General features: G+C 44.8%; 28 protein-coding genes. 19 read left to right on the top strand and 9 right to left on the bottom strand.

Annotated elements, in window-relative coordinates; all coding sequences use genetic code 11:
* Window positions 1-9 precede the first annotated feature (9 nt).
* The 4 genes from dapF (at window position 10) to yigB (ending at window position 3,291) form a co-directional block, all read left to right on the top strand.
* Window positions 10-840 carry a diaminopimelate epimerase gene (gene dapF, locus VME0621_RS24910; RefSeq protein ID WP_006074700.1) on the top strand — a complete coding sequence of 277 codons (831 nt, stop codon included), beginning with the start codon at window positions 10-12 and terminating at the stop codon, window positions 838-840.
* Between the two features lie 98 nt (window positions 841-938).
* Complete coding sequence (locus tag VME0621_RS24905; RefSeq protein WP_006074701.1) at window positions 939-1,652, top strand: DUF484 family protein; 714 nt, start codon at window positions 939-941, stop codon at window positions 1,650-1,652.
* Window positions 1,630-2,571 (top strand): tyrosine recombinase XerC, encoded by a 942-nt coding sequence (xerC, locus tag VME0621_RS24900; RefSeq protein WP_006074702.1) that lies wholly within the window; start codon window positions 1,630-1,632, stop codon window positions 2,569-2,571. The genes VME0621_RS24905 and xerC overlap by 23 nt, the downstream gene beginning before the upstream one ends.
* A complete protein-coding gene (yigB, locus tag VME0621_RS24895) occupies window positions 2,572-3,291 on the top strand; it encodes a 5-amino-6-(5-phospho-D-ribitylamino)uracil phosphatase YigB (RefSeq protein ID WP_062463223.1) in 720 nt (239 codons plus the stop codon).
* A gap of 6 nt (window positions 3,292-3,297) precedes the next feature.
* Here yigB and VME0621_RS24890 read toward each other — a convergent pair whose 3' ends face one another.
* Window positions 3,298-3,888, bottom strand: a complete 591-nt coding sequence (locus tag VME0621_RS24890; protein WP_062463220.1) for a tRNA-uridine aminocarboxypropyltransferase — start codon at window positions 3,886-3,888, stop codon at window positions 3,298-3,300.
* A 2-nt stretch (window positions 3,889-3,890) separates the two neighbouring features.
* Window positions 3,891-4,919: a COG3650 family protein gene (locus VME0621_RS24885; protein ID WP_062463217.1), complete on the bottom strand. Its 1,029-nt coding sequence runs from the start codon at window positions 4,917-4,919 to the stop codon at window positions 3,891-3,893.
* Between the two features lie 54 nt (window positions 4,920-4,973).
* Here VME0621_RS24885 and VME0621_RS24880 point away from each other — a divergent pair, with 54 nt between their 5' ends.
* Window positions 4,974-5,432, top strand: coding sequence for an EVE domain-containing protein (locus VME0621_RS24880; protein WP_038231102.1), 459 nt, complete (start codon window positions 4,974-4,976; stop codon window positions 5,430-5,432).
* 80 nt (window positions 5,433-5,512) lie between these two features.
* Here the strand turns inward: VME0621_RS24880 and VME0621_RS24875 are convergent, their stop codons facing one another.
* Both VME0621_RS24875 and VME0621_RS24870 read right to left on the bottom strand, forming a co-directional pair.
* A complete protein-coding gene (locus tag VME0621_RS24875; protein ID WP_006074707.1) occupies window positions 5,513-6,334 on the bottom strand; it encodes a Cof-type HAD-IIB family hydrolase in 822 nt (273 codons plus the stop codon).
* A gap of 141 nt (window positions 6,335-6,475) precedes the next feature.
* A complete protein-coding gene (locus VME0621_RS24870) occupies window positions 6,476-7,468 on the bottom strand; it encodes an alpha/beta fold hydrolase (RefSeq protein WP_062463213.1) in 993 nt (330 codons plus the stop codon).
* A 126-nt stretch (window positions 7,469-7,594) separates the two neighbouring features.
* Between VME0621_RS24870 and rhtB the strand changes: the two genes are divergently transcribed.
* Window positions 7,595-8,212, top strand: a complete 618-nt coding sequence (gene rhtB, locus VME0621_RS24865) for a homoserine/homoserine lactone efflux protein (RefSeq protein ID WP_062463210.1) — start codon at window positions 7,595-7,597, stop codon at window positions 8,210-8,212.
* A 16-nt stretch (window positions 8,213-8,228) separates the two neighbouring features.
* Complete coding sequence (locus VME0621_RS24860) at window positions 8,229-9,455, top strand: EAL and HDOD domain-containing protein (protein WP_062463207.1); 1,227 nt, start codon at window positions 8,229-8,231, stop codon at window positions 9,453-9,455.
* On the opposite strand, the gene VME0621_RS24855 is transcribed toward VME0621_RS24860, so the two are convergent.
* Entirely contained in the window at window positions 9,452-10,462 is a 1,011-nt protein-coding gene (locus VME0621_RS24855; RefSeq protein WP_062463204.1) for an amidohydrolase family protein, read from the bottom strand. The two genes, VME0621_RS24860 and VME0621_RS24855, sit on opposite strands and share 4 nt — an antisense overlap.
* A gap of 66 nt (window positions 10,463-10,528) precedes the next feature.
* Window positions 10,529-10,849: a DUF2500 domain-containing protein gene (locus VME0621_RS24850; protein ID WP_031494782.1), complete on the bottom strand. Its 321-nt coding sequence runs from the start codon at window positions 10,847-10,849 to the stop codon at window positions 10,529-10,531.
* Window positions 10,850-11,109: 260 nt separating this feature from the next.
* Between VME0621_RS24850 and VME0621_RS24845 the strand changes: the two genes are divergently transcribed.
* The 4 genes from VME0621_RS24845 to VME0621_RS24825 all read left to right on the top strand — a co-directional run bounded on the left by VME0621_RS24845 (window position 11,110) and on the right by VME0621_RS24825 (window position 13,954).
* Complete coding sequence (locus tag VME0621_RS24845) at window positions 11,110-11,481, top strand: hypothetical protein (RefSeq protein WP_006074713.1); 372 nt, start codon at window positions 11,110-11,112, stop codon at window positions 11,479-11,481.
* Window positions 11,482-12,342: 861 nt separating this feature from the next.
* A complete protein-coding gene (locus VME0621_RS24835) occupies window positions 12,343-12,963 on the top strand; it encodes a lysoplasmalogenase (RefSeq protein WP_031497062.1) in 621 nt (206 codons plus the stop codon).
* Window positions 12,964-13,052: 89 nt separating this feature from the next.
* Window positions 13,053-13,289: a YecH family metal-binding protein gene (locus VME0621_RS24830; RefSeq protein ID WP_038231115.1), complete on the top strand. Its 237-nt coding sequence runs from the start codon at window positions 13,053-13,055 to the stop codon at window positions 13,287-13,289.
* Window positions 13,290-13,366: 77 nt separating this feature from the next.
* Window positions 13,367-13,954 (top strand): YhgN family NAAT transporter, encoded by a 588-nt coding sequence (locus tag VME0621_RS24825; RefSeq protein WP_006074717.1) that lies wholly within the window; start codon window positions 13,367-13,369, stop codon window positions 13,952-13,954.
* A 30-nt stretch (window positions 13,955-13,984) separates the two neighbouring features.
* Here the strand turns inward: VME0621_RS24825 and VME0621_RS24820 are convergent, their stop codons facing one another.
* Both VME0621_RS24820 and rsmD read right to left on the bottom strand, forming a co-directional pair.
* Window positions 13,985-14,290: a DUF1145 domain-containing protein gene (locus tag VME0621_RS24820; RefSeq protein WP_006074718.1), complete on the bottom strand. Its 306-nt coding sequence runs from the start codon at window positions 14,288-14,290 to the stop codon at window positions 13,985-13,987.
* Window positions 14,287-14,931 carry a 16S rRNA (guanine(966)-N(2))-methyltransferase RsmD gene (gene rsmD, locus VME0621_RS24815; protein WP_031497060.1) on the bottom strand — a complete coding sequence of 215 codons (645 nt, stop codon included), beginning with the start codon at window positions 14,929-14,931 and terminating at the stop codon, window positions 14,287-14,289. Before rsmD ends, VME0621_RS24820 begins: the two co-directional genes overlap by 4 nt.
* Before the next feature lie 206 nt (window positions 14,932-15,137).
* Between rsmD and ftsY the strand changes: the two genes are divergently transcribed.
* The 6 genes from ftsY to glpG all read left to right on the top strand — a co-directional run bounded on the left by ftsY (window position 15,138) and on the right by glpG (window position 20,854).
* On the top strand, window positions 15,138-16,388 hold the full coding sequence (gene ftsY, locus VME0621_RS24810) for a signal recognition particle-docking protein FtsY (RefSeq protein ID WP_062463201.1): 1,251 nt from the start codon (window positions 15,138-15,140) through the stop codon (window positions 16,386-16,388).
* Window positions 16,389-16,453: 65 nt separating this feature from the next.
* The gene (ftsE, locus tag VME0621_RS24805; RefSeq protein WP_038231118.1) at window positions 16,454-17,125 is read left to right on the top strand and encodes a cell division ATP-binding protein FtsE; all 672 of its coding nucleotides are present in this window, start codon (window positions 16,454-16,456) and stop codon (window positions 17,123-17,125) included.
* Complete coding sequence (gene ftsX / locus VME0621_RS24800) at window positions 17,115-18,071, top strand: permease-like cell division protein FtsX (protein WP_062463198.1); 957 nt, start codon at window positions 17,115-17,117, stop codon at window positions 18,069-18,071. The genes ftsE and ftsX overlap by 11 nt, the downstream gene beginning before the upstream one ends.
* Window positions 18,072-18,372: 301 nt before the next feature.
* Window positions 18,373-19,227: an RNA polymerase sigma factor RpoH gene (gene rpoH / locus VME0621_RS24795; RefSeq protein WP_038231119.1), complete on the top strand. Its 855-nt coding sequence runs from the start codon at window positions 18,373-18,375 to the stop codon at window positions 19,225-19,227.
* 470 nt (window positions 19,228-19,697) lie between these two features.
* Window positions 19,698-20,018 carry a thiosulfate sulfurtransferase GlpE gene (gene glpE / locus VME0621_RS24790; protein ID WP_006074964.1) on the top strand — a complete coding sequence of 107 codons (321 nt, stop codon included), beginning with the start codon at window positions 19,698-19,700 and terminating at the stop codon, window positions 20,016-20,018.
* A gap of 2 nt (window positions 20,019-20,020) precedes the next feature.
* The gene (gene glpG / locus VME0621_RS24785) at window positions 20,021-20,854 is read left to right on the top strand and encodes a rhomboid family intramembrane serine protease GlpG (protein WP_062463195.1); all 834 of its coding nucleotides are present in this window, start codon (window positions 20,021-20,023) and stop codon (window positions 20,852-20,854) included.
* Between the two features lie 10 nt (window positions 20,855-20,864).
* Here the strand turns inward: glpG and VME0621_RS24780 are convergent, their stop codons facing one another.
* Window positions 20,865-21,272, bottom strand: a complete 408-nt coding sequence (locus tag VME0621_RS24780) for a flagellar basal body-associated protein FliL (protein ID WP_038231123.1) — start codon at window positions 21,270-21,272, stop codon at window positions 20,865-20,867.
* 159 nt (window positions 21,273-21,431) lie between these two features.
* Here VME0621_RS24780 and VME0621_RS24775 point away from each other — a divergent pair, with 159 nt between their 5' ends.
* Both VME0621_RS24775 and ubiA read left to right on the top strand, forming a co-directional pair.
* Window positions 21,432-21,971 carry a chorismate lyase gene (locus tag VME0621_RS24775; RefSeq protein WP_031494467.1) on the top strand — a complete coding sequence of 180 codons (540 nt, stop codon included), beginning with the start codon at window positions 21,432-21,434 and terminating at the stop codon, window positions 21,969-21,971.
* The gene (gene ubiA / locus VME0621_RS24770; protein WP_062463192.1) at window positions 21,971-22,828 is read left to right on the top strand and encodes a 4-hydroxybenzoate octaprenyltransferase; all 858 of its coding nucleotides are present in this window, start codon (window positions 21,971-21,973) and stop codon (window positions 22,826-22,828) included. Before VME0621_RS24775 ends, ubiA begins: the two co-directional genes overlap by 1 nt.
* The last annotated feature ends 2 nt before the right edge of the window (window positions 22,829-22,830 follow it).

The raw sequence follows: 22,830 nt of genomic DNA, 5'->3' as shown, positions 1-22,830 counted from the left end.
AGAACCACTATGCATTTCCACTTTTCTAAAATGCACGGTTTGGGTAACGACTTTATGGTTGTTGATTGTATTACCCAGAACGTATTTTTCTCACCCGATCTCATTCGTCGCTTGGCGGATAGGCATACTGGTGTGGGTTTCGATCAGCTTTTGATTGTTGAAGCGCCGTATGATCCAGAAACTGACTTCCACTATCGCATTTTTAATGCCGATGGCAGTGAAGTTGAGCAGTGTGGAAATGGTGCGCGTTGCTTTGCGCGTTTCGTGCAGATGAAGGGTTTGACCAATAAGTACAGCGTGAGTGTTAGCACCAAGAAAGGCAAAATGGTCTTGAAGTTGGAAGAGAACGACTTAGTGACTGTGAACATGGGACAACCTGAGTTTGAGCCAAACAAGATTCCTTTCAAAGCGAAGCAAAAAGAGAAAACCTATATCTTACGTGCTGGGGAGCATACGCTGTTCTGTGGTGCGGTGAGTATGGGTAATCCACATGTCGTAACGGTGGTCGATAGCACTGAAGAAGCTGACGTTGATAGACTCGGTCCATTGCTTGAGTCGCATGAACGTTTCCCTGAACGCGTTAACGCAGGCTTCATGCAGGTGCTGAGTCGCCATGAAGTGAACCTTCGTGTGTACGAGCGTGGGGCGGGAGAAACTCAGGCTTGCGGCAGTGGCGCTTGTGGTGCTGTCGCAGTTGGTATTGTCCAAGGGTTATTGGATGAGAATGTCACAGTGCACTTGCCGGGTGGCGACTTAAAGATTAGCTGGAAAGGCGAAGGCCACCCGTTAACTATGACGGGGCCTGCAACTCACGTGTTTGATGGGCAGATTTCTTGCTAGTCAATGCACCTTGAGGTCACTTGGGTATATACTAATGGCGGGTCCTAGAAATAGGCCCGCCATTTTTTATCTACTGACAGGGAATAAAGGGAAACATTTTGTCTGAGTTTGAAGCGAACCACCTTACAGCAGAAGTGGTAGCACAATATCTTTCTGATCATCCAGATTTTTTTAAGGGTAGAGAGTCGCTAGTTGAATCCCTTTCCCTACCGCACCAACAGCAAGGTGCTGTTTCTCTCGTAGGTATCCAATTACAACGACAGCGCGAACGTATTGAAGCACTGGAAGAAGAAATTACTGCCTTGATGTCTCTGGCTGCTCGCAATGACAAAACCTTTTATGAGTTTATGTCACTGCAAGAGAATCTACTCAAGTGCCGAGATCTGCAAAGTGTTGTAAATGCGATTAAGCAAACGGCTCAAGGGCTTAACCTTAATGGTTACTTGAAGCTAATTGATGAACAAAGTGCCGACCCGCTTTCTATGGAAAGTTGGCAGCGTTTTACCACCAATCATCTCAATGGAAAAGACGCTTATCTAGGTCGTCTTCGTCAAGCTGACAGAACCATGCTATTTACTGAGCAGCAGATTGCCAACGGAAAAGTTCCTGAACTCGGTTCGTATGTAGTATTGCCATTAAAGCGTCAATTCGCCCAAGGTTTATTGATTTTTTCCAGCGAGGATGGCGGTCATTTTCAGCCGGAGATGGATACCTTATTTTTAAGACACTTAGCGCTGGTGGTCTCTTATCTTTGTGAAAGTTTAGAGTGGCAGGCGCAAGAGGAAGACGATGTCAGACCAAGTACTGCCTAGTGGGTTGCAAAAGCCGCTAGAGCGATTCTACGAGTACCTTCGTAGTGAGAAAGGGTTAAGTCTCCACACGCAACGTAACTACCGTCAACAGTTAGAAACCATGGGCATGCACTTGCATGAAATGGGTATTGGTGCGTGGACGCAAGTTGATGCCGGCTGGGTAAGGCAGCTTGCGGGTAAAGGTATGCGTGAGGGAATGAAAGCTAGCAGCATCGCCACGAGGCTTTCATCGCTGCGAAGCTTCTTTGATTTTCTGATTTTACGTGGCGAACTCACGGCAAACCCAGCGAAGGGTGTAAGTGCTCCGCGTAAGCAACGTCCATTGCCGAAAAACCTCGATGTCGATGAAGTGAACCAACTGCTTGAAGTTGATGAAGATGATCCACTGGCGGTACGTGATCGCGCCATGATGGAAATGATGTACGGTGCTGGACTGCGTTTGGCAGAAATGGTCAGCATTGATGTCAAACATCTGAACTTATCCAGCGGCGAGCTTCGCGTTATTGGTAAGGGTAACAAAGAACGTAAGGTGCCATTTTCAGGCTACGCCACTGAGTGGGCGAAGAAATGGCTCAAAGTTCGTGGAGAACTAGCCAAGCCAGGTGAGGTAGCGTTATTTGTGTCTAAGCTTGGTACTCGGATCTCTCATCGCAGTGTGCAAAAGCGTATGGCGGAATGGGGGCAGAAGCAGTCTCTTGCTAGCCATGTTAGTCCACATAAACTGCGTCACTCATTTGCTACGCACATGCTCGAGTCGAGTAATAACCTGAGAGCAGTGCAAGAGCTGCTTGGCCACGAAAATATCTCGACCACTCAGATTTATACTCACCTCGACTTTCAACATTTGGCTCAAGCTTATGATCAGGCACACCCTCGTGCCCATAAGAATGGTACGCCCAAAAAGAAAGAGGACGAGTAAATGCGCTTTTATCGTAGCTTTCCCCCTATTGAGGCCATGACCTTCGATCTTGATGATACGCTTTACGATAATTTCCCGGTGATAATCCGCGTAGAACAGCAAGCGGCACAATGGTTATATCAACAGCACCCAATTAGTCAGCGTTGGGATAAAAAGCAGTGGCATGAGTTTAAGATGGCATTGGTTAAAGCGGATCCTGCGTTAAAACACGACGTGACCCAATGGCGATATCAGCAGATTAAACAGGGTTTGGAGCATTTGGGTTACGATGATCTAAAAGCAACCAAGGCTGCACAAACGCTGATAGAAAAGGTATTGATTTGGCGTAGCGATTTCGATGTTCCACATGAAACACATGACGTGCTGTCGGCGTTGAGTAAACAGATCCCACTAGTAGCTATCACCAATGGTAATGTAGACGTGGAGAAGATAGGGCTCAGTCAGTACTTCGATCTGATCCTTAAAGCGGGTCCCGATGGACGAGCTAAGCCTTACCCCGATATGTTTGATAAAGCGGCACAACACCTAGCCATGCCACGTCGTCATATCCTGCATGTTGGAGATCATGTGATTACTGATGTTGCTGGAGCGATACGTAATGGCTTCAGTGCTTGCTGGTTTAACGACAAAGCAAAATCGCCAAGGCAGACGGTGCGTCTCAAGCAACTGCCAGATATTGAAATTAATCATATCCAACAGTTACTTGAGCTTAAGTTATAACGTGCTTTATTGAGAACAACTAGGCAGAGCGTGCCCACTACGCTCTGCTTGAAACCACTGCAAATACTGTTCAAAGAACGTCAGCATTGCGTTGGCGTCATCACTGCTTTCTAGCTCTCTGACCATTTGTGCACACACTTCAAACGTGCACAGATTACCCGCTTCCTGATTACGTCTTAGTTGATATTGAGAGCTTTGCGTCGCTTCAAGATGAACTTTAGGTAAGTTTTGTAGCCACTGGCTGCGATTCAACATTTTCTTCGCTTCTTGCCACGTACCGTCTAGTACGATGAAATTACTTGCTGAGGGATGCTGTGTTTGCCACTGTGTTAGTGGCATGCTGTCTTGATCAGGAAACACCAAGACTGGCGTTAATACACTGCTTTCAGGCAGGCAGTATGGGTCAGGCTGCTTACGTTGCCATTCGCGGATATTGACCTGTTTGATTACCCGCGCAACAAGTTTGCCGGTATTAGTTTCTCGCTGAAACTCATTAGGATGAGTTAGTAGGGTAAAACAAAGATCTGAAGCGATCGTCGGGATCGCTTCACAGTAGCAATTGTGGATAAAACCACAAGTTGTGCACACTTGCGTCATGGTTAATTACTCTTGAACAACACCAAGCCGCCATTAGCGATCGGATAGAGTACATCACCAACTTTTTCTTGAGTTGCTGTTAACTGGTTATCTGACAGGGTGAAAATTCGCTGTGACACAAGGTACTGCTGTTGGTGGCGAGTCATGATGACTTGAACCTGTTGGTTGTTAAGTTGCTGCCAAAATCCACGTTCTTCCGTTGCGGGTGAGTTGTCTGGATATTCATAGCGGGTAATGGCTGTATGATCAGGAAGCAGCGTCATAGAGACTGTAAAACCGGCGGTCTCTGTGGATTGCGCAAGATACTCGCCCGTCCATTTGAGGGTGTTGTCACTGTTCGATAAGGTGCCACAACCTTGTCTTGTCTGTTCACCCATGGTGAGCGCCGCACTCCATCCATAGATGGTGTCACTCATGGTATCGCTACACGGCTTACTGCTCATTTGCAGATTAGCATTATCAAATTCATAACGACGTGTGGTTTGAGTAATAGCGGTGTCTTTCAGCTTTAGGGTTTGCTTATTTTCACCTAATAAGGTGAAGCTGGCTTGCTGCGCATTATCAAACTTTAGTGACCAAAATGGTTCGTTCCCTAACACTTGCGTGGAACGAAGTGGCTGCTTGCAGCGTTTTGGGTTTTCTGCGGTGATCATATTGACTTGTTTAACGACAAAACGACCCGTGTAATCAGAATCAAAACCACGATGACTCGGCGGTTCTAAATAACCGATGACTTCAGCATAAACTGGTTGGTAGGGTCTTTGTGTGAGTCTTTCTGCTTGTTCTCGCACTTCTTTCGGTAATTGAAGCCAATATTGATGTTGGCTACCACACGGCTGAATAGTGCGAGTCTCGTGACCAATAACCGCTTGGCCACGCATCACATAGGTTTGCGGTGTGATAGTTTCTGGACGAGACAGTTCAGCTTGAGGAACCTGACTGTCCTTGTTTGAATCAGTAGTGTTGAAAGAAGAACACGCTTGAAGCAATATGAGTGGAGCAAATGCGAGCGGTAAACGCGACATTTTCATTAATCTCTTCCTTAGTCAGTCAAAGTTACAAGAAAAACACATACAAGGACCATTATGGCATATTGGTTATTTAAAACAGAGCCAGACGAATTTTCGATTGATACATTACGTGTCAAAGGTACAGCCTGTTGGGAGGGCGTTCGCAACTATCAAGCTCGAAACATGATTCGTGATGAGATGAAGGTGGGTGATTCGGTATTGATCTACCACTCTTCATGTAAGCAAATTGGTGTAGCTGGTTTAGCGACGATCACCAAAGAGGCTTATGTCGATCATTTTCAGTTTGATATTGAAAGCGATTACTACGATGCGAAGTCTGATCCCGAAAATCCTCGCTGGCTAATGGTAGACATTGAATTTGGCGAAAAGTTTAAGCGCGTGTTGCCGTTGAGCGTACTGAAAACTATGCCGGAGTTAATGGAGATGCCTTTGGTGAAAAGAGGTAACCGACTTTCTGTGATGCCCGTTACTGAATCTGAATGGCAAGCCATCTTAAGCCGAGTCGCCAGATAACAAAACTCCCATTCTCGATAGCTAGGATATGCGCTACATAGGGGCGAGAATGGGAGTATTTGACGGTTGGAATCGTCGTGTTAGATAAGGTTTTGTTTTAAAAACTCAGCGACGGCATCATCGGCATTACTACCAATAACTTCATTGTTAGGTAGAGCACGTTTCACTTTGTCGTGCGCATTTTCCATAATGTAACCATGGCCTGCCATTGTTAGCATTTCCACATCGTTCATCCCATCACCAAAAGCGATGCAGTTTTCTAAGCCAAAGCCAAGTTTTTCTGCCACGGCTTGCAGAGCGTCACCTTTCGACACCTCTTTTGCCATGACTTCTAAACACCAAGGAGTGGAGAACGCGATGTTTAGGGAATCACCAAACTTGGCGCGTAAAGCATCTTCAAATTCCACTAAATGTTCATGGTCTTGCTTTGGATGAGTAATGAAGATTTTTGCAATACCAGAAGTTGGTGCTTGGGTCGCATCGAACAAGTGGTAAGTAAATCCAGTTTCTGTATGGAATTTACGTAAGTACTCATCTTCTTGATTGAGTAGCCACTTTTCATCCTGATACATATGAACAAATAGTTCGCTGTCTGTGCTTAGCACGTCAACAATCGGTTGTACCAGTTCCTCTGGCACGTTTTGGCTATACAGCAATTGATCATTTTGGTCGTGAACACGCGCACCATTTGACGTGATCATGTAAGCAGGAATACCCACTGATTCACGAATCCCAGCCACGTCCACATGGTGACGACCAGTGGCAAAAATAAACGTATATCCCTTCGCGTGAAGTTCCTTAAGTGTTTGTTTGGAGTTATCACTAAGCTGGTGGTTTGTTGCCAGTAGTGTACCGTCTAAATCAGAAGCAACAATTTTGATGGAATCGCGGTTAAGGGTCATAGTTCTCTCTTTGTCATTGGAGGATAGGGTGAATTCGCAGCATTGTGGAATGGCTCTATTGTAGGGGATATTAAACCAGAAAAAGAGGGTAAATGGGTTACAGAAATATTTCCTCATTTACCCAAACTGTTACCAATTGCGTTATCGCTTCTCGGCGCTAAAGAAATGGCGAATTGCATCCATTGCTTGATTGCGATATTCATCTTTTTCAAACAGTACTTCGTGTTTAGCCCCTTGAACCGTGATCATTTGAGCTTGGTGATTGGTACGTGAAAGCTTATTGATGAACTTACTTTGGTCCTGATTGCTAACAATTTGATCCGCGCCTGCTTGTACGAGGAGAAGCGGTATTTTTACTTGTCGAGTTTGTTGAATGCACTGCTTTGCAGCCATTAAACCCTGCCAAACCCAGCGAGTGCTTGGTCCACCAATCTTCAGTTCTGGCATTTTCTCGTACAGGTCTCGGAACCAGTGATAGCGTACTTCACTTTGTGAAAGAGGGTTGATATCGAAGGGTTTAGCGACATAACCTTGATACCCTGGTGCAAACGTTGGTTTCGGGTATATAGCCGTCATAATCTGCGCGACTATGGTCGCTATGGGCTTGAGGTACCATGGCACACTCACGCCATACATAGGAGCGCTAAGCGCTATTTTATCGAATGAATGATGAGGGCGAGTTTGAATAAAACGTGTGGCGATGTTTCCGCCCATTGAGTGGGCAAGTAGGTGACGTTGCTGATAGCGCTCAAGTTCGAACGTATCCAGTATCATCTGCATATCGTCAAGATAGTCGTCAAACTCATGGACATGGCCCATTTCAGGATTTGGTGCTAGGTGAGTAGAGAGTCCTTGTCCACGATGATCAAAGGAATAGATGTCGTAGCCTTGCTGAAAGAAGTCATAGAACAGCTCCTGGTATTTCCAAGCCGATTCAATGCGGCCATTCACAACAACGAGTGCTTTTTGATGCTCCGGGCGAGTTAGCTTACACCAAAAGAGCTTGGTGCCGTCTTTTGCTTTTAGCGTACCTTCCTGTCGGTTCTCCCATAATTGAGCAATTTGTGAGTTTATAGCTTGCTCAAATTGTGGCTCTTGAGTATAAGTGACATCGGTAGCGTTTAATTTGCTCATAAATTAGCCTATCTGGTGCATTATGTGTAATATGCTGTTTTTTCGATATTTTTGAATCGAATAGAATGCTTTTTGCCCACTATCCTCATTACTAGGATACGAATAAATCAGTGGTAAGGAAATACAATGGATTATCATGTTTGGTTAGCGTACGTCTTAACGGCGATTGTTTTTAGTTTAGCGCCGGGCTCTGGTACGGTGAACTCGATTAGCAATGGTATCAGTTATGGGACGCGTAAGTCGTTAGCCGCGATTGCTGGACTGCAGATAGGCTTGGCGATACATATCGTGCTCGTTGGCGCGGGCATTGGAGCACTAGTGGCTCAATCGGCGATTGCCTTTAGCGTGATTAAATGGATTGGCGTGGTCTACTTGATTTGGTTGGGTATTCAAAAATGGCGTGATACGTCGTCGGTTACCGCAATGGCAGAGCAGGATAATCGCAGTGCATGGAATTTGATGCGTAGTGCGGTTTTTATCAACCTGACTAATCCCAAATCTATTGTGTTTTTGGTGGCGTTATTTCCTCAGTTTATTGATCCGAATGGCGATCAAGTAACACAGCTAGCTATTCTGGGTGTGACCACGGTGGCGATTGATGCAATGGTCATGCTTGGCTATACCTCCCTAGCGTCACAAATGGGACGTTTTATTCGTTCTGACCGTATCATGGCGAAGATAAACAAGGTGTTTGGTTCGATGTTTGTCGGTTGTGGTGCGCTGCTGGCCGCCGCAAAATCATAGCCTGATTGGCTTAGATATGTACGCTACTTACGTTGCTCGCCAACCCATTTTTAATGCTCGTCGTCATACACTAGGCTACGAGCTTCTTTTTCGAGACGGCGAAAAAAACGCGTTTCCTGCACACGTTGAAGCGAATAGGGCGACCTATCGACTGATAGCAGAGAACTATCTTTCATTAGGGACCAACCCTAGCATCACTGCGTCGCGATGTTTTATTAACTTTCCACACCAGAGCCTTATACGTCGCTTGCCGTTAATTTTGCCCAAGCAGAACGTGGTGATTGAGATCCTAGAGACTTGCCAGCCTAACGACGAGCTCTATCAGGTTGTCAAAGAACTTCATCAACTGGGCTATATGATAGCGCTTGATGATTTTGTCTACAGAGAGGCTTGGGAGCGATTCTTGCCGTTTGTGCAGATTGTAAAGCTAGACATTATGGCGATGGGTGTAGAGAAAGCGTGTGCTTTTGTTATACAACAAAAGGCGAAAGGAAGCCCTCGTCACTACCTTGCTGAACGTGTTGAGACTGAAGAAGAGTTTCTACTGACTAAACAAGCGGGCTTTAAGTTTTTCCAAGGTTTCTTTTTTAGTAAGCCTATTATGGAGAAGCAAGTTTACATCAGCTCTGAGCAGCTGGTGGCCATGGAGCTTTTCCAGCAAGTGTGTGTACCTGAAGTCGACTTTGATAAGGTTGAGCAAATTGTTTCTAAAGACGTGACGCTCTCTTATAAGCTGCTGCAATTTGTGAATACGCTCAGTCCTCGCTTAGATTCTGAAATTTCCTCTTTTCGCCAGGCACTTATTTATCTCGGTCAAGAGAAGCTTAAATTGTTTGTCTCTCTTACGGTTGCATCCTTTATTTCTAGTAATAAGCCGAAGGCACTGTATGAACTTTCATTGCAACGAGCTCAATTTTGCCGTTTGATGACCAAACATCCTCAATTCAAACAGCACCGGGATCAAGCCTTTATGATTGGTTTGTTTTCTATCTTAGACGCTTTGATGGACCTCTCCTTAGATAAGTTGCTGCATCAGCTTCCTCTCTCTAATGAGATTAAAGGCGCACTTTTGGAGCGTGAAGGTCCGTATGGCTGTTTATTGTCTCTAGGAGAGTGCTTTGAAATGGCAGACTGGCAAGGTGTGGAGCGTCATCGAGCGCATTTAGGTTTGTCGCAAAATGAGGTGTTCTCAGCGCTGGCAGATGCGCAGCGCTGGAGTCAAAAAATGCAATCGCTTAGCTAGCGAGTCTTGGGAAGTACGTCCAACATATTTTGGTAGGCCATTTTGTCTGCGATGTTCTTAGGCAGCGCTGACAAAATGGGATGCCAAGTGCTTAGTGCGGTTTGCTGATAACCAAATGCTCCAACTACGTCGCTGCCAACCATAAATCGATCTGGGTAAGCCTCTATCAGTGCTAGCCAGCGTCGATCCAATTTGCCCTCTGGCATCATGACGTCGATCAGAGTCCACGACGCCAAAATATAGAGATTGTCATGCTCGCTGAGTAAATCTGAGACGGTTTCATAGAGAAACTTCATTTTAATAGTGCGAGTAAGAGTGGACGTGGTACCTGCGTGAGCCCATAGAAAGCGGGTGTCTGGATTGGTGCTCAATGCTTGCTCGAGTTCTTGTAAATAAAGTGGATTATCTTCTCTTTGCGACGTGATATTGGTGTGCAACAGCACGGGCAAGTCGTATTGTGCGGCGAGGTGATACACTTTTTGCAACGCAGGGTGATTAGCGCGCGGTTTCTCGTCGGCAGTCAAAGCTGTTAAATGATCATGTCTAGTAATCACTTCGCCAATACCTTGCCAGAAACCAGGTCGATACTTGAGTTCCTTTTCAATAAGCTCTGCGGCATTGAGATCGGTAGTATTAAAGCCGCTCAGGAAAGGATGTAATCTGGCTTGGCTTACCGCGGGTAACGCTTCAACTTCGCGGGCAATCAATTCGTCTGTGTGCGAATAATAGTAGACAGGGGAATCATCGCCATAGACAAAACGCGGTGGTTTAGGAGCAGAGGCATCCCACTTCTTAATAACAGGTAGCCCCATAACATAGGCGTGATCGATATTTAGCTTATCCATGTTATCTATCAGAGCTTGAGCGCCTTCTGAACGCTGAAAGTAGTCAACAAGATGGACTTCAGCGTCGTTAACTCTTCCTTGATAGGCTGCGCTGCAACCAGCCGACAAAATGGTGATAAGCGCAACAGATAAATGCTGACCTAGCTTTACTCGCAGATCCATGAGTCACTTCCATGTTTAGTTAGATAATTAAAGCTAGCATGAGTCTTACTAGCAAAGCTAAATAAATTAGCGAGTTAGTGAGAAGTGTAGGAATTTGTCCCCTTGATAGGTTAACTCTCCTTTATCACCTGGGTTGAGGTGGTGATAGTAATGAACACCAATTTGAAATTCGCGTTTAGGACCAAATGTTCCTTTCTGGATGTAAATCCAATATTCATCTTCTTGGGTAGGATCGTCGGTAACGACGACTTGTTTATCTAAGATAGTGACTGCCGCTTTTCTCTCTGGAGCATTAACACCCACAGTGTGCTTTTTTTGTACATAAACAAAAAGATAGCCAGCAAGGATGATCAAAACGATGAGAATAATAACCAGTGATATAGGCATGTAAACCTCGTATGTCTAAGTGGCCTGGAACTAAGATCGCACATATTCAGAAGAAAATAATCTGCAACTCCCGACCATCGAGTCAATTTTAGGGTCATATCACACAAAAAATCGCTTTTTTAGGCTTAAATCTTTACTTGAATTTACCTAACAATTGTCGAATTCTTAATACAGATAGTTAACAATGGAGTGAATGAAATCTTTGGATAGTAGCCAGCGCACCTATTTTCACATTTTTGCTGGTTGTGGGAGGGATGCTTATGTCTGACATTGAAAGTGTAGTGTTGCGAACGAGACGCTTAGAGAAGTTATTGAGGCAGCAATATCGTGCTGATGGAAAAGGTTTGCATCAACTTGTCTCAAGCTGTGAAGAACGGCTGCCGCATGATGTCATTAGCAAACTGAGATATATTGCCACTATCCGCAATAAAATAGTCCATGAAGATGATTATGAGCTAGACGATAAATCTGGTTTCATGAGAGCTTGTGATGAGTGTGAACAGGAGTTAACCCCGAGGAGCAGCCGATTTATTTGGCGCACAGCCATGTGGCTGATGGCACTGATCACGTTGCTTGCGATGGGCTTTTACTATGTGCACTGGGAAAAAGTGCTCCATATCTTATCTAAGTAAATAGTTAAAATGAAAAAGGGACGCGAAAGCGTCCCTTTTTTTGTCTTTCTAGCGTTGGCTAGTAAAGAATCGGCAGTGTCATTAATCCAACCACGACGGCTATCATCACTAGACCCTGCTTCTGAGAAGATGAAATCATAACACTGCTCCTTTCTTGAATTCCTATCTTGTTAAACAGAATAGCACTGTTTTTTAATGTTTGGCAAGTTAGAAAGTGAATATCTTCTATTTTTTGCAGTTTTCTTTCCATTAACTAGCGATTAATGGTCAATAAAACAGTGTATTTTCGTAGCTTTAAATCTGTTCAATGTTGTGTTTTTGATGGTTTGTTGTTTTTAACTTAATGATATTAAAGAAAAAATATAGATCACAAAATTGATTATTATTAAAGCTTTGGATTATGTTGTCTTCGATCGCTTTGTTTGGTCTAAGTGAGCTTTGTGTTGGTAAGTGGTCAGGATGTTGAAGAAAATCTTGTTCAGTGAGAGTGAGGGGCGAAAAATTCTTAGTATAAGAGAAGAAAAGTTGCAATTTGAACGATAGTCTAAGTGCAGTGGACTCTTGGTTGTCATCTTTTAAGTATTGAAATATAAAGATATTAGTGACTTTTTGTTTCGTGGTTCTCTTCGCTGATTTTAGTTCATTAGTCGAAACTGACTTCCGATCTCTATGTTAAAGGGAAAACGTTTGCTTTTGTTTTTTAGCTAATGATTAACAAGAGTCAGTTCATTTTCGATGATCTGGCCCACTGTCAACGGCAATCTTATTTAATTTAAAGCAAGTCCAACTTTTCAACCTTACTACTGGACAGCAAAAGTGAGCTCCATACACTGGCGTGGATAACAAGAATTAGGTGTGTGTATGTGGAGTTGGCTGGCGATAGCTTTATCGTGTTTGCTGTTTATTTTTGCTGTAGAAAAAGGCGATAAGTCTCGAAGTGTGCTTTTTAGCGCTTTGACTCATAGTTTACTAATTGTGCTGTTGGCTACTTCAGGTTTAGAAACCAAGTATGAGCTTTTGGTGCTACTGGGGTTAGTTGTCTTCTTATTTAGTGATGCTTCTGGTCAATACACTCGGTTTGCCAAGCTTAGTTTTGTTGGGTATCTAATTGCTCAATCTCTCTATGGCTGGGCGATGTGGGGGCAGGTGAATAGCCAATTTGTGCTGTGGTTGCCCGCTTTGATGCTATGTATCGCTATAGTCACCTTTTTTCTACTGTTACCTCGCCTTGACTCATTTCTGGTTCCCGTGACCGTGATGGGCATTTCTTTAGTGCATTTAGTGTGTGCTGCGGGTGAAGCCTGGTTGGCACAAAGTGGCATGTCATCTTTATTAGGCTTCTTGGGAGCGCTCACCATGGTTCTATCTGCCATGTTATTGGCGTTAGATAAATATCGTTTTCACTCGCGCCGTGCGCGCTATGCCATCTCTGGCAGCTATTATTTAGCTCATGCGTTAATCGTGGCTTCTGCGATTAGCTAGTACAAAAAAGTGTGCGATTGAGGTAGATCATCACGGAAGGGGTCACTTTAACGTTAATATTCAATCGTTGATTTAATGAGGACTACCAAATGACCGCTGCTATCCATGCTCATAAAGTGCTTAATCTGTTACGTGAACAACCAATGACACGCGAACAGTTAGAACAAACCGTTATCGAGCAATTTGGAACTGAAGCTCGTTTCCGCACTTGCAGCCGTGAAGGCTTTGACCTTGATTCGCTGTTGGCCTTTTTTGTTGAAAAACAGAAAGTGATTGAGAATCAGGGAGTATGGGAGCTAAACATCGAGAGAGTTTGTTCTCATTAGACGAGATTGTTTCGACTAAAAGACGACAACTAAGCCTGCTATACTTCACGAAAATCTATCGTTAGCAGGCTGTATTCATGGATATACTCTCCGCGGCGACCATGTTGTTCCTCATCATGGACCCGCTCGGCAATCTCCCTATTATTCTTTCCATCTTAAAACATCTAGATCCGAAACGAAGGCGGAAAGTTCTAGTACGCGAGTTATGCTTCGCTCTACTCATTCTGATGTTGTTCCTTTTTGCGGGGCAGAGCATACTGACTTTCCTTCATGTTAAACCAGAAACGCTGAGTATCTCTGGTGGTATCATTCTATTTATCATTGCGATAAGAATGATCTTTCCACAGGCGGGCAGTGTGGCTGGCTTGGCAGCGGGTGACGAACCGTTTATTGTTCCTATGGCTATCCCGATGATTGCTGGGCCTTCAGTGATCGCCTCCATTCTGTTGTTATCAACACAAAACCCCGACAGTCTGACGGACCTGTCGTTTGCAGTTCTCATCGCTTGGGGCGCTACTTTCTTTATTTTGATGTTCTACAGCTTCTTCCATAAGTTGTTAGGAGAAAGAGGTCTGAAAGCGGTCGAGCGATTGATGGGCTTACTGCTCGTTATGATTTCGACACAGATGTTCTTAGATGGGATAAAGAGCTACTTGGGAAGTTAAAAAAGAAAAGCCGCATTCGCGGCTTTTCTCTTATTTGTTTTCAGTATCTTCTGCTTTATCGGGAGCAGGTCCCATCATGTGTTTTTGTCTAATATCGAGCAGAGCGAAAATACCGAACGCTAGAATAGAGTATTTTTCCCATGTGCCTAGCTTGAGCTTGTCACCAAAGGCGCCAAGGAAAATGGCCATCTGCACACCATGCATTAAGAACAGAAAGGCTGTCATGATATACAGCGCTATCGCACCTTTTCCTGGGAATGGATGGAAAATATTCAGTATCAATACAAACCAAACAAATCCAAAGGCGATCTTCGCCAGCATTAACAGTGCTTTCATTTTGTTTCCCTCTCAAATAATCGATAACAAACCTGACCCGCCGTTTTTTCTTTTAATGGATCCCAGTGCTCTGGGATGACGTCGATTTGTAATTCTTTTTCCGTTTCAATATAGACTAACGCATTGTCGGCAAGCCAACCATTATCTTCAAGTTTTTGAACCACTTCTGGTAGCAAGCCTTGACGAAATGGAGGATCAATAAACACCACATCGTGTGGTTGTCCTGGTTGGTCTAAAAAGCTAAGTGCATTGCCGTGATGGGTGACGATATTGTCTGCCTTAACAAGCGCTACATTGCTGATAATTTGTTGGTAAGCTTTGTCGTTGAGCTCAATCATAGTAACTTGCGCGGCTTGCCGAGAAGCCGCTTCAAATCCTAAGCTGCCTGAGCCAGCAAAAAGATCTAATACCTTCGCGTGTGGAATATCTTGCGCTAACCAGTTAAACACCGTTTCTTTGACTCGATCGGTGGTTGGACGGAGTCCTTCTGCATCGTGAACCGGCAGTTTTCGTCCGCGCCACAGTCCGCTAATAATGCGCACACTCCCCATTGGTGCCTTACCCCCGCGAGTGGCGCCTGAACGAGATGTCGTCTTCTGGGACGGTTTTTGTGATGGAGTTTGCTTGCGACGTCTAACCATAGATTTTTTGACCGACAATTAAGTGTTACTATAACGGGCTCATTAAAGAGCTTAATTGGATAAGTGACGAAGTGTACCAATCTCTGACAAAAGTTTTCACTGCTTTGTCGCAATTATTTTTTGCATCGCTTGTCGTAAATAGATAGCGTTTTAAGCAAATCCGAATTTAAGACCATTTGAAAAGACAGTATTCAGGATAGTTTCAGATGACAGAAAAGAAAAAACGCGGGTTACTCTCGTGGCTTGGCTTTGGTGATGAAGAGCAAGCACCGCAAAAACAACAAGAGACATCTGCTGACGTTGAAACCGAACAACCGCAGCAAGAAAGTAGTGATGTTGAGGTCACCGCAGAAACAGCCCCTGAAACGGTAGAGCAGGAACCAACAACTGCGGAAGAGGTTGCAATACCTGAAGCGGAAATCAACACTGCAGAAGCAGAAGCAGAAGCAGAAGCAGAAGCAGAAGCAGAAGCAGAAGCAGAAGCAGAAGCAGAAGCAGAAGTGATTGCTCGAGTTCAAGAGCAAGAGAAGCCAACTGAGAGTTTCTTTGCGCGCCTAAAGCGTAGCTTAAGTCGCACAAAAGCCAATATTGGTGCAGGTTTCTTTGGCTTATTCAAAGGCAAAGAGATCGACGATGAGCTGTTTGAAGAGCTTGAAGAGCAACTGTTAATTGCTGACGTTGGTATGAACACCACGGTTAAGATTATTGATAGCTTAACTGAAAAAGCCTCTCGCGCTGATCTTAAAGACGGTGAAGCACTGTATGGTCTGCTTAAAGAGGAAATGGCAGAGATTCTAAGCCATGTAGAGAAGCCTCTTGAAGTTGATAGTACTAAGATGCCTTTCGTTATACTGATGGTAGGGGTCAATGGTGTTGGCAAAACAACCACCATTGGTAAGCTTGCTAAGCAGTATCAAGCCCAAGGTAAGAAAGTCATGCTGGCTGCGGGTGATACCTTCCGCGCAGCAGCGGTTGAGCAGCTTCAAGTATGGGGCGAGCGCAATGACGTACCGGTTATAGCTCAGCATACTGGCGCGGATAGTGCGTCAGTAATTTATGATGCTATTGAAGCCGCAAAAGCGCGCGGTGTTGACGTTGTGATTGCTGACACCGCAGGTCGCTTACAAAACAAAGCCAACCTAATGGAAGAATTGCGCAAGATCGTCCGTGTTATGAAGAAGATTGACGAGTCGGCACCGCATGAAATCATGCTAACGCTAGATGCTGGCACCGGTCAAAATGCGATTAGCCAGGCGAAACTGTTTAGCGATGTAGCACCGCTGACGGGCATTACGCTGACGAAGCTGGATGGAACCGCGAAAGGTGGGGTTATCTTTGCCTTAGCTGACCAGTTTCAAATCCCAATCCGCTATATTGGTGTGGGCGAAGGTATTGACGATTTGAGACCATTTGAAACACAAGACTTTATCGACGCACTGTTTAGCCGAGAAGACTAAGTAAAACTCAAGGGATGCGCAGCATCCCTTGTCAAAAATAGGCATCCAATCAGGGGAATGATTCGGTGATCAAATTTGAGCAAGTGAGCAAGGCTTACCGCGGTGGTAGACAAGCGTTGCAAAAAGTGGATTTTCACCTTCGACGCGGCGAAATGGCGTTTTTAGGCGGCCACTCTGGCGCAGGTAAAAGTACGCTACTAAAACTGATCTGTGCGATTGAACGACCAACCGATGGTCGTATCCTATTTAACGATCACGACATCAGCCGTTTGCCATCAAAGGATATCCCTTTCCTTCGTCGTAACATTGGTATCGTATTTCAAGATCATCGATTACTAATGGATCGCAGTGTATTTGATAACGTGGCGTTGCCAATGCGTATCGAGTCTATCTCTGAAAATGAAATCAAGCGTCGAGTTTCCGCAGCACTAGATAAAACGGGTTTATTGGATAAGGCCAAATGTCTGCCGAGTCAGTTGTCCGGTGGTGAGCAGCAGCGTGTGGGTATCGCGCGAGCGGTTGTGAACCGACCCACTATGCTATTAGCAGATGAGCCTACTGGTAACTTAGACCCTGAATTGTCCAACAAAGTGTTAAAGCTATTTGAAGAGTTTAACCGCGCAGGCGTGTCCATTTTGTTGGCGACGCACGATATCCATTTGGTTCGCTCCAGACCTCAATATCGTTACCTTGAACTGAACCAAGGATTCTTAAGTGAGGTCAGTGATGGTGTTTAAGCGTAAAAATAGCAAGCCAAAGAAGCACCGTTTAAAGTCGGATAATTTCTTTACTGTGCATTGGAAGCAGGCAAAAGCGTCTTTAGTAGAGATGTGGCAGCGTCCATTGGGTAACATTCTAACTCTGGCGGTTATTTCTATGGCGCTAACCATGCCAGCTTGTCTTTACCTGCTAGGTAAGAACGTCGTGGCAGTGACCTCTAACGTGGCGAGCCAATCGCAAGTCACCGCGTTTATTTCCGTCGGTGTGCCAGATGCAAGAGTGTTGGTACTTAAAGACGCAATTGAAGGTTGGGAAGAGGTCAGTTCGGTTAAGTACATTACGCCGCAAGAGGGTTTAGCTGGTCTCAGTGAGCACTCTGGTCTGGATCAGGCTCTGAGTTTGCTTGACGGTTATGCGCTTCCTGGGGTGCTTACCATTATTCCAGTGAATGCCGACGTACAGACTGACCGAGACTTAGTAGCTAAACTGCGTACTCAAGAAGAGATTACCGATATTCGCCGCGATGAAGATTGGTTGAGTCGATTTGATGCAATCAAAACCTTAGCCTCAACATTAGTCGTGACGTTATCGGTGCTGATGTTGGTTTCTGTATTTTTGATTGTGGGCAATACATTGCGCTTTAACGTATTAGCCAATAAAGAAGCCATTCAAACCATGAAATTGATTGGTGCGACCGATGCTTATATTTTGAGGCCGTATCTCTATTCAGGTATGTGGTTTGGGTTGTTAGGTGCGGTTGTTGCTTGGTTGTTGACGGCGTTGATTACTGTCCTACTCAATAGCGCTGTGACCGACCTTGCTACTCTGTATGATAGTGATTTCCGACTCCTTGGCCTCGGCTGGGACGAGACCTTGCTAATCCTGATGCTCGGACTATTCTTGGGGACAGGCGCAGCAAGAATTTCAGCTAAGCGTCACTTAAAAGAAATTGAACCGGTCTAGAAAACTCAGGTCAGAATATTGATTGAGTGGCAAAGCTGCTCAATCCTGACGCAGAGTGTAACAATTGTTCGCTTGTACGTGACTATTAATAATTATGTAGTTATTCAGTGAGATAGTGGGAGCTCAGTCCCATCTGGGCAGAAAATACCTATTAATGAATGAAATTTAATCGGCATTTACCCTTGTTTAGACCAATTGATTATGCATAATTACTAACCCCTTCTTGAATCTCAGCCTATTAAGGTTCAGTATTGATGGATTGAGAAGGCGTTAATCCCACTCGACACGAATGAGGAAGTGAATGGCAAACCAAGCGTATCCAATGGCATTAGTGACACAAGATAGCCTTGATGGCTACATCCGCTCAGTCAACAGCTACCCAATGCTGACGGCTGATGAGGAGCGTGAACTAGCAGAGCGATTACACTATGATGGTGAAATAGAGGCAGCGAAAGGGCTGATTTTGTCTCATCTACGATTTGTTGTTCATGTTGCTCGTGGCTATTCTGGCTATGGGCTTCCTATGGCTGACTTAGTTCAAGAAGGCAATATTGGTCTGATGAAAGCTGTGAAGCGCTTCAACCCTGAAGTAGGGGTAAGACTGGTATCTTTCGCGGTGCATTGGATTAAAGCGGAAATCCATGAATACGTATTACGTAACTGGCGTATCGTGAAGATTGCGACGACTAAAGCTCAGCGCAAACTGTTTTTTAACCTACGTAAGTCGAAAAAACGCTTAGGTTGGTTCAACAATGGTGAAGTAGAAACGGTAGCAAAAGAGCTGGGAGTCGAGCCATCAGAAGTCAGAGAGATGGAATCACGTCTCGCGGCTCAAGATTCAACGTTTGAAATGCAAAACGATGATGACGATACCGGTTCATACACTGCACCTGCGCTTTATCTTGAAGATAAGAGCTCAGATCTCGCAGAAGACTTTGAAGCTCAGAACTGGGAAACTCACACCAATAACCGTTTAGGCCACGCGCTTGCGACGCTTGATGAGCGTAGCCAACATATCGTGCGTTCTCGTTGGTTGGATGACAACAAATCTACGTTGCAAGATTTAGCCGATACCTACGGTGTGTCTGCGGAGCGTATTCGCCAGTTAGAAAAGAACGCAATGAAGAAACTTAAGGCAGCCGTCGGCGAGTTTTAAGCTTAATTTAAAGCAGAATAAATGATTAAGGCCGAGATCGAGAGATCTCGGCCTTTTTACTTTTGATCTGAGAATCGAAACGATCGAATTATGTGATCACATTTTTCACTTGTGGTCTGTGGATAAGTCTGTGACAAAATTATTTACCAACTGTCAGAAAGCAGCGACAAACGGTCGATTGAAGCGCTTTTGGTACTGGGGATACCTTTTGCTTTACACACAGATAGATCAAGATCATACCTAGATGTTGTGGATCATTGGATCTAAAAGCACCTTATCAACGCAATCCACAGAGTTACACACAGATGGTGGTTTTTTAAGCTTAAGTGGATAACCTTATTGATTATCGGTACTTTGACAACACTGAATAGTGATACTATCAGACGTGAAATAACAACGTATAAAAAGCATCGGATCCAAACTAAATTTGATATTGATTGGTGCACAAAGAAAGTGAAGGTTTAGACTCTATGGAGCAGTTTCAACACATCGATGTGGTCAACGCACATCAACTACTGAGCAGTGACTCAGAAGCACGATTGGTGGACATTCGTGATATTCAGGCATTTACCGTGGCACATGCCTCGGGTGCATTTCATCTTACCAACGACAGCATTGTTGATTTCATGCAGCAAGTGGAGTTTGAGTCGCCAGTGTTGGTTATGTGCTATCACGGCATCAGTAGCCAAGGTGCGGCGCAATATTTGCTAAACCAAGGTTTTGAGCAGGTATATAGTGTTGATGGTGGCTTTGAGGCTTGGCAGCGCGCCGAATTACCAATAGAGAAATAACTATGATTAGATTGATCACGATTCAAAACCCGCGAATGGGTCAGGCATTTATCGATTACATGGCATCGAGAAAGATTGATGTCCAAATGATGCCTGAAGGAAGTGGTCAATTTGCCTTGTGGCTGATACATAGTGAAGACCAAGTCGAGGCGGAGGCTGAACTCAAGCAATTCTTGACCGAACCTAATCATCCGAAGTACCAAGCCTCTTCTTGGGACATGGCAGAAACGCGTCAGAATAAATTCCATTATCAGACACCCAGCTTTATGTCGCTGCTTAAGGCAAAAGCCGGCGTGGCGACTTTGAGTATCATGCTCATCTGTTCAGTGATTTTTATCTTGCAGCAGCTTGGTTGGGGGGAAGCGATCTTTGCATCTTTGCATTTCCCTGCTCTTGACGGACAGCAATGGCAAATCTGGCGTTGGTTTACTCACGCACTGCTGCATTTCTCGGCATTACATATCATCTTTAACTTATTGTGGTGGTGGCAGCTCGGAGGCGATATTGAGAAACGTCTTGGCTCTGTGAAGCTTATTGAGATATTTTTGATATCGGCTGCGGTGTCTGGAACCGGACAATACTGGGTTGAGGGAGCAAACTTTGGTGGCCTGTCAGGCGTAGTTTATGCGTTGGTGGGATATCTTTGGATGCTCACTTGGAAACGACCTGAGCTTGGTCTCATCATTCAAAAGCCGATCGTAGGCTTTATGTTAGTTTGGCTTATTCTCGGTTTCTTCCAACCTTTCTTGGCGATTGCCAATATGGCGCACTTAACTGGTCTAGTAAGCGGTATCGTATTAGGATTGGTGGACAGCCAGCGTTTGAAAGCGCGTTAGGTTGCGCTTCCTATTGGTATAAGTATTTGGTAAATAAAAGGTCGGCGATGACGGCCTTACCGGTTTCTGCTAACAGTAGGTTATTGAGATTCTCAACTAAGGCGTGACGAATTTCTTCTCGACCAGCCAGAGATTTGATGACATCCGCATTTTGACGACCGAGCAGCTCTACAACCGCATCACGAATAAGTGGTTGATGGTGTTCAATAATAACAAGGTCGCTGGCATCTGCGACCATAACGTCGATTCGTACTTGAACATAACCGAGTCGCTTGCCTTCAGTATAAAAGTTCGTCGTCAACTCTGGTTCTAAAGTGAAATAAGCGAGGCTAGGAGCAGTAGGATCTGCCGAAAGAGCAGGGAATGTGACAGTCAAGCCCATGATAAGGAAAAACTGGCTTAGGTAACGTTTACGCATATTTCTCTCTTTCTAACTCCATTTAGCCGATATTCCATAAGCCTAATTTTGTTACAATAGCACGATACAACTAGAGTTTATGGCCTCTTCGAGTGGTACAATACGCCATTCAGAAGAATAATGATTGTACGCCTTAAGCGCGTGTTATTGAATAGCAAAATGAATGATTCAGTTTTCGATTATCTGAAAGTATTAAGCCACGCTCAATGGCAATCTCCAGAACAGTTTCGATTTACCAATGATAATGTCTTGCAATGGTTAACAGAGCAGGGCTCTTTGTCACATAAATTAAGTGCTCATTGTGATCACTTCGCAGTAGAAGTGGTGCGCAACGAAGCCAGTACTCCACAATGCATGTCTCATGAAGAAGTAGAGTTACTTGATCATGAAGCCTGCTGGCTACGAGAGGTGGTGCTATCAGGCGATGATGTACCTTGGGTCATCGGTCGCACGTTGATGTCGCTCGATGCTATGGATAGAAGCCAATACGACATTTCACAACAAGGAACTGTACCTATTGGGGTCACCGTTTTTTCAAGCTCAGATACTAAGCGTGATGCGCTGCAAGTTGCCATGATCTCGACTCCGCAAGGGGACTTGTTTGCTCGTCGTTCTCGTTTGTGGGTCTCAGGACATCCAATATTGGTCGCGGAGCTTTTTCTTCCCGACTCGCCGGTCTATAACATGGAGAGTGAATAATGACCTCGGCAAAGGCAAAAGCCTATTGGCAGTTAATGCGAATGGACAAACCCATCGGCTCGTTACTGCTGCTCTGGCCAACACTTTGGGCGCTGATTCTTGCGGCCGAAGGGATACCAGATTTGCATGTATTAGTGGTCTTCTCATTGGGAGTGATCATGATGCGCAGTGCAGGTTGTGTGATTAATGACTTTGCAGATCGTAAGGTGGATGGCCATGTAGAACGCACCAAACTTAGACCGCTTCCAGCAGGTTTGGTGTCATCAAGAGAAGCCATAGTGCTGTTCCTTTTCCTCGCTATTGCGTCGTTTATCCTTGTATTGACGATGAATACTCTGACGATACAGCTGTCGTTTGTTGGTCTATTTTTAGCGTTTATTTATCCATTTATGAAGCGCTATACCCATCTACCGCAATTGTTTTTAGGATTGGCGTTCAGTTGGTCGATTCCGATGGCGTGGGCTGCACAAGCAAATGAGCTGCCACCTATGGTTTGGTTTGTCTTTGTGATTAATGCCCTTTGGACCATTGGCTATGATACTCAATACGCCATGGTTGATCGTGACGATGACTTAAAAGTAGGGATCAAATCGACGGCAATCTTGTTTGGTCGCCGAGACAAACTCATCATTGGTTTATTGCAGTTTGCTACATTACTCATGCTGTACACATTGGGTGGATGGTATGAACTCGGTGCGAGTTTTTATTGGAGTTTGCTGGTGGTTGGAGCATTGTTTGTTTATCAACAATGGCTCATTAGACAACGTGAGCGAATGCCGTGCTTCCAAGCTTTCCTCAATAATAACTATGTGGGTATGGTAGTGACGATCGGGTTGCTGGTGGCACTCTGGCCGTAGCA

Origin of the sequence: Vibrio mediterranei (assembly GCF_900088415.1) — a bacterium.
GTDB lineage: Bacteria > Pseudomonadota > Gammaproteobacteria > Enterobacterales > Vibrionaceae > Vibrio > Vibrio mediterranei.
Note: the sequence above shows the minus strand (reverse complement) of the source record. Positions and strands in the feature narration are given on the sequence as shown.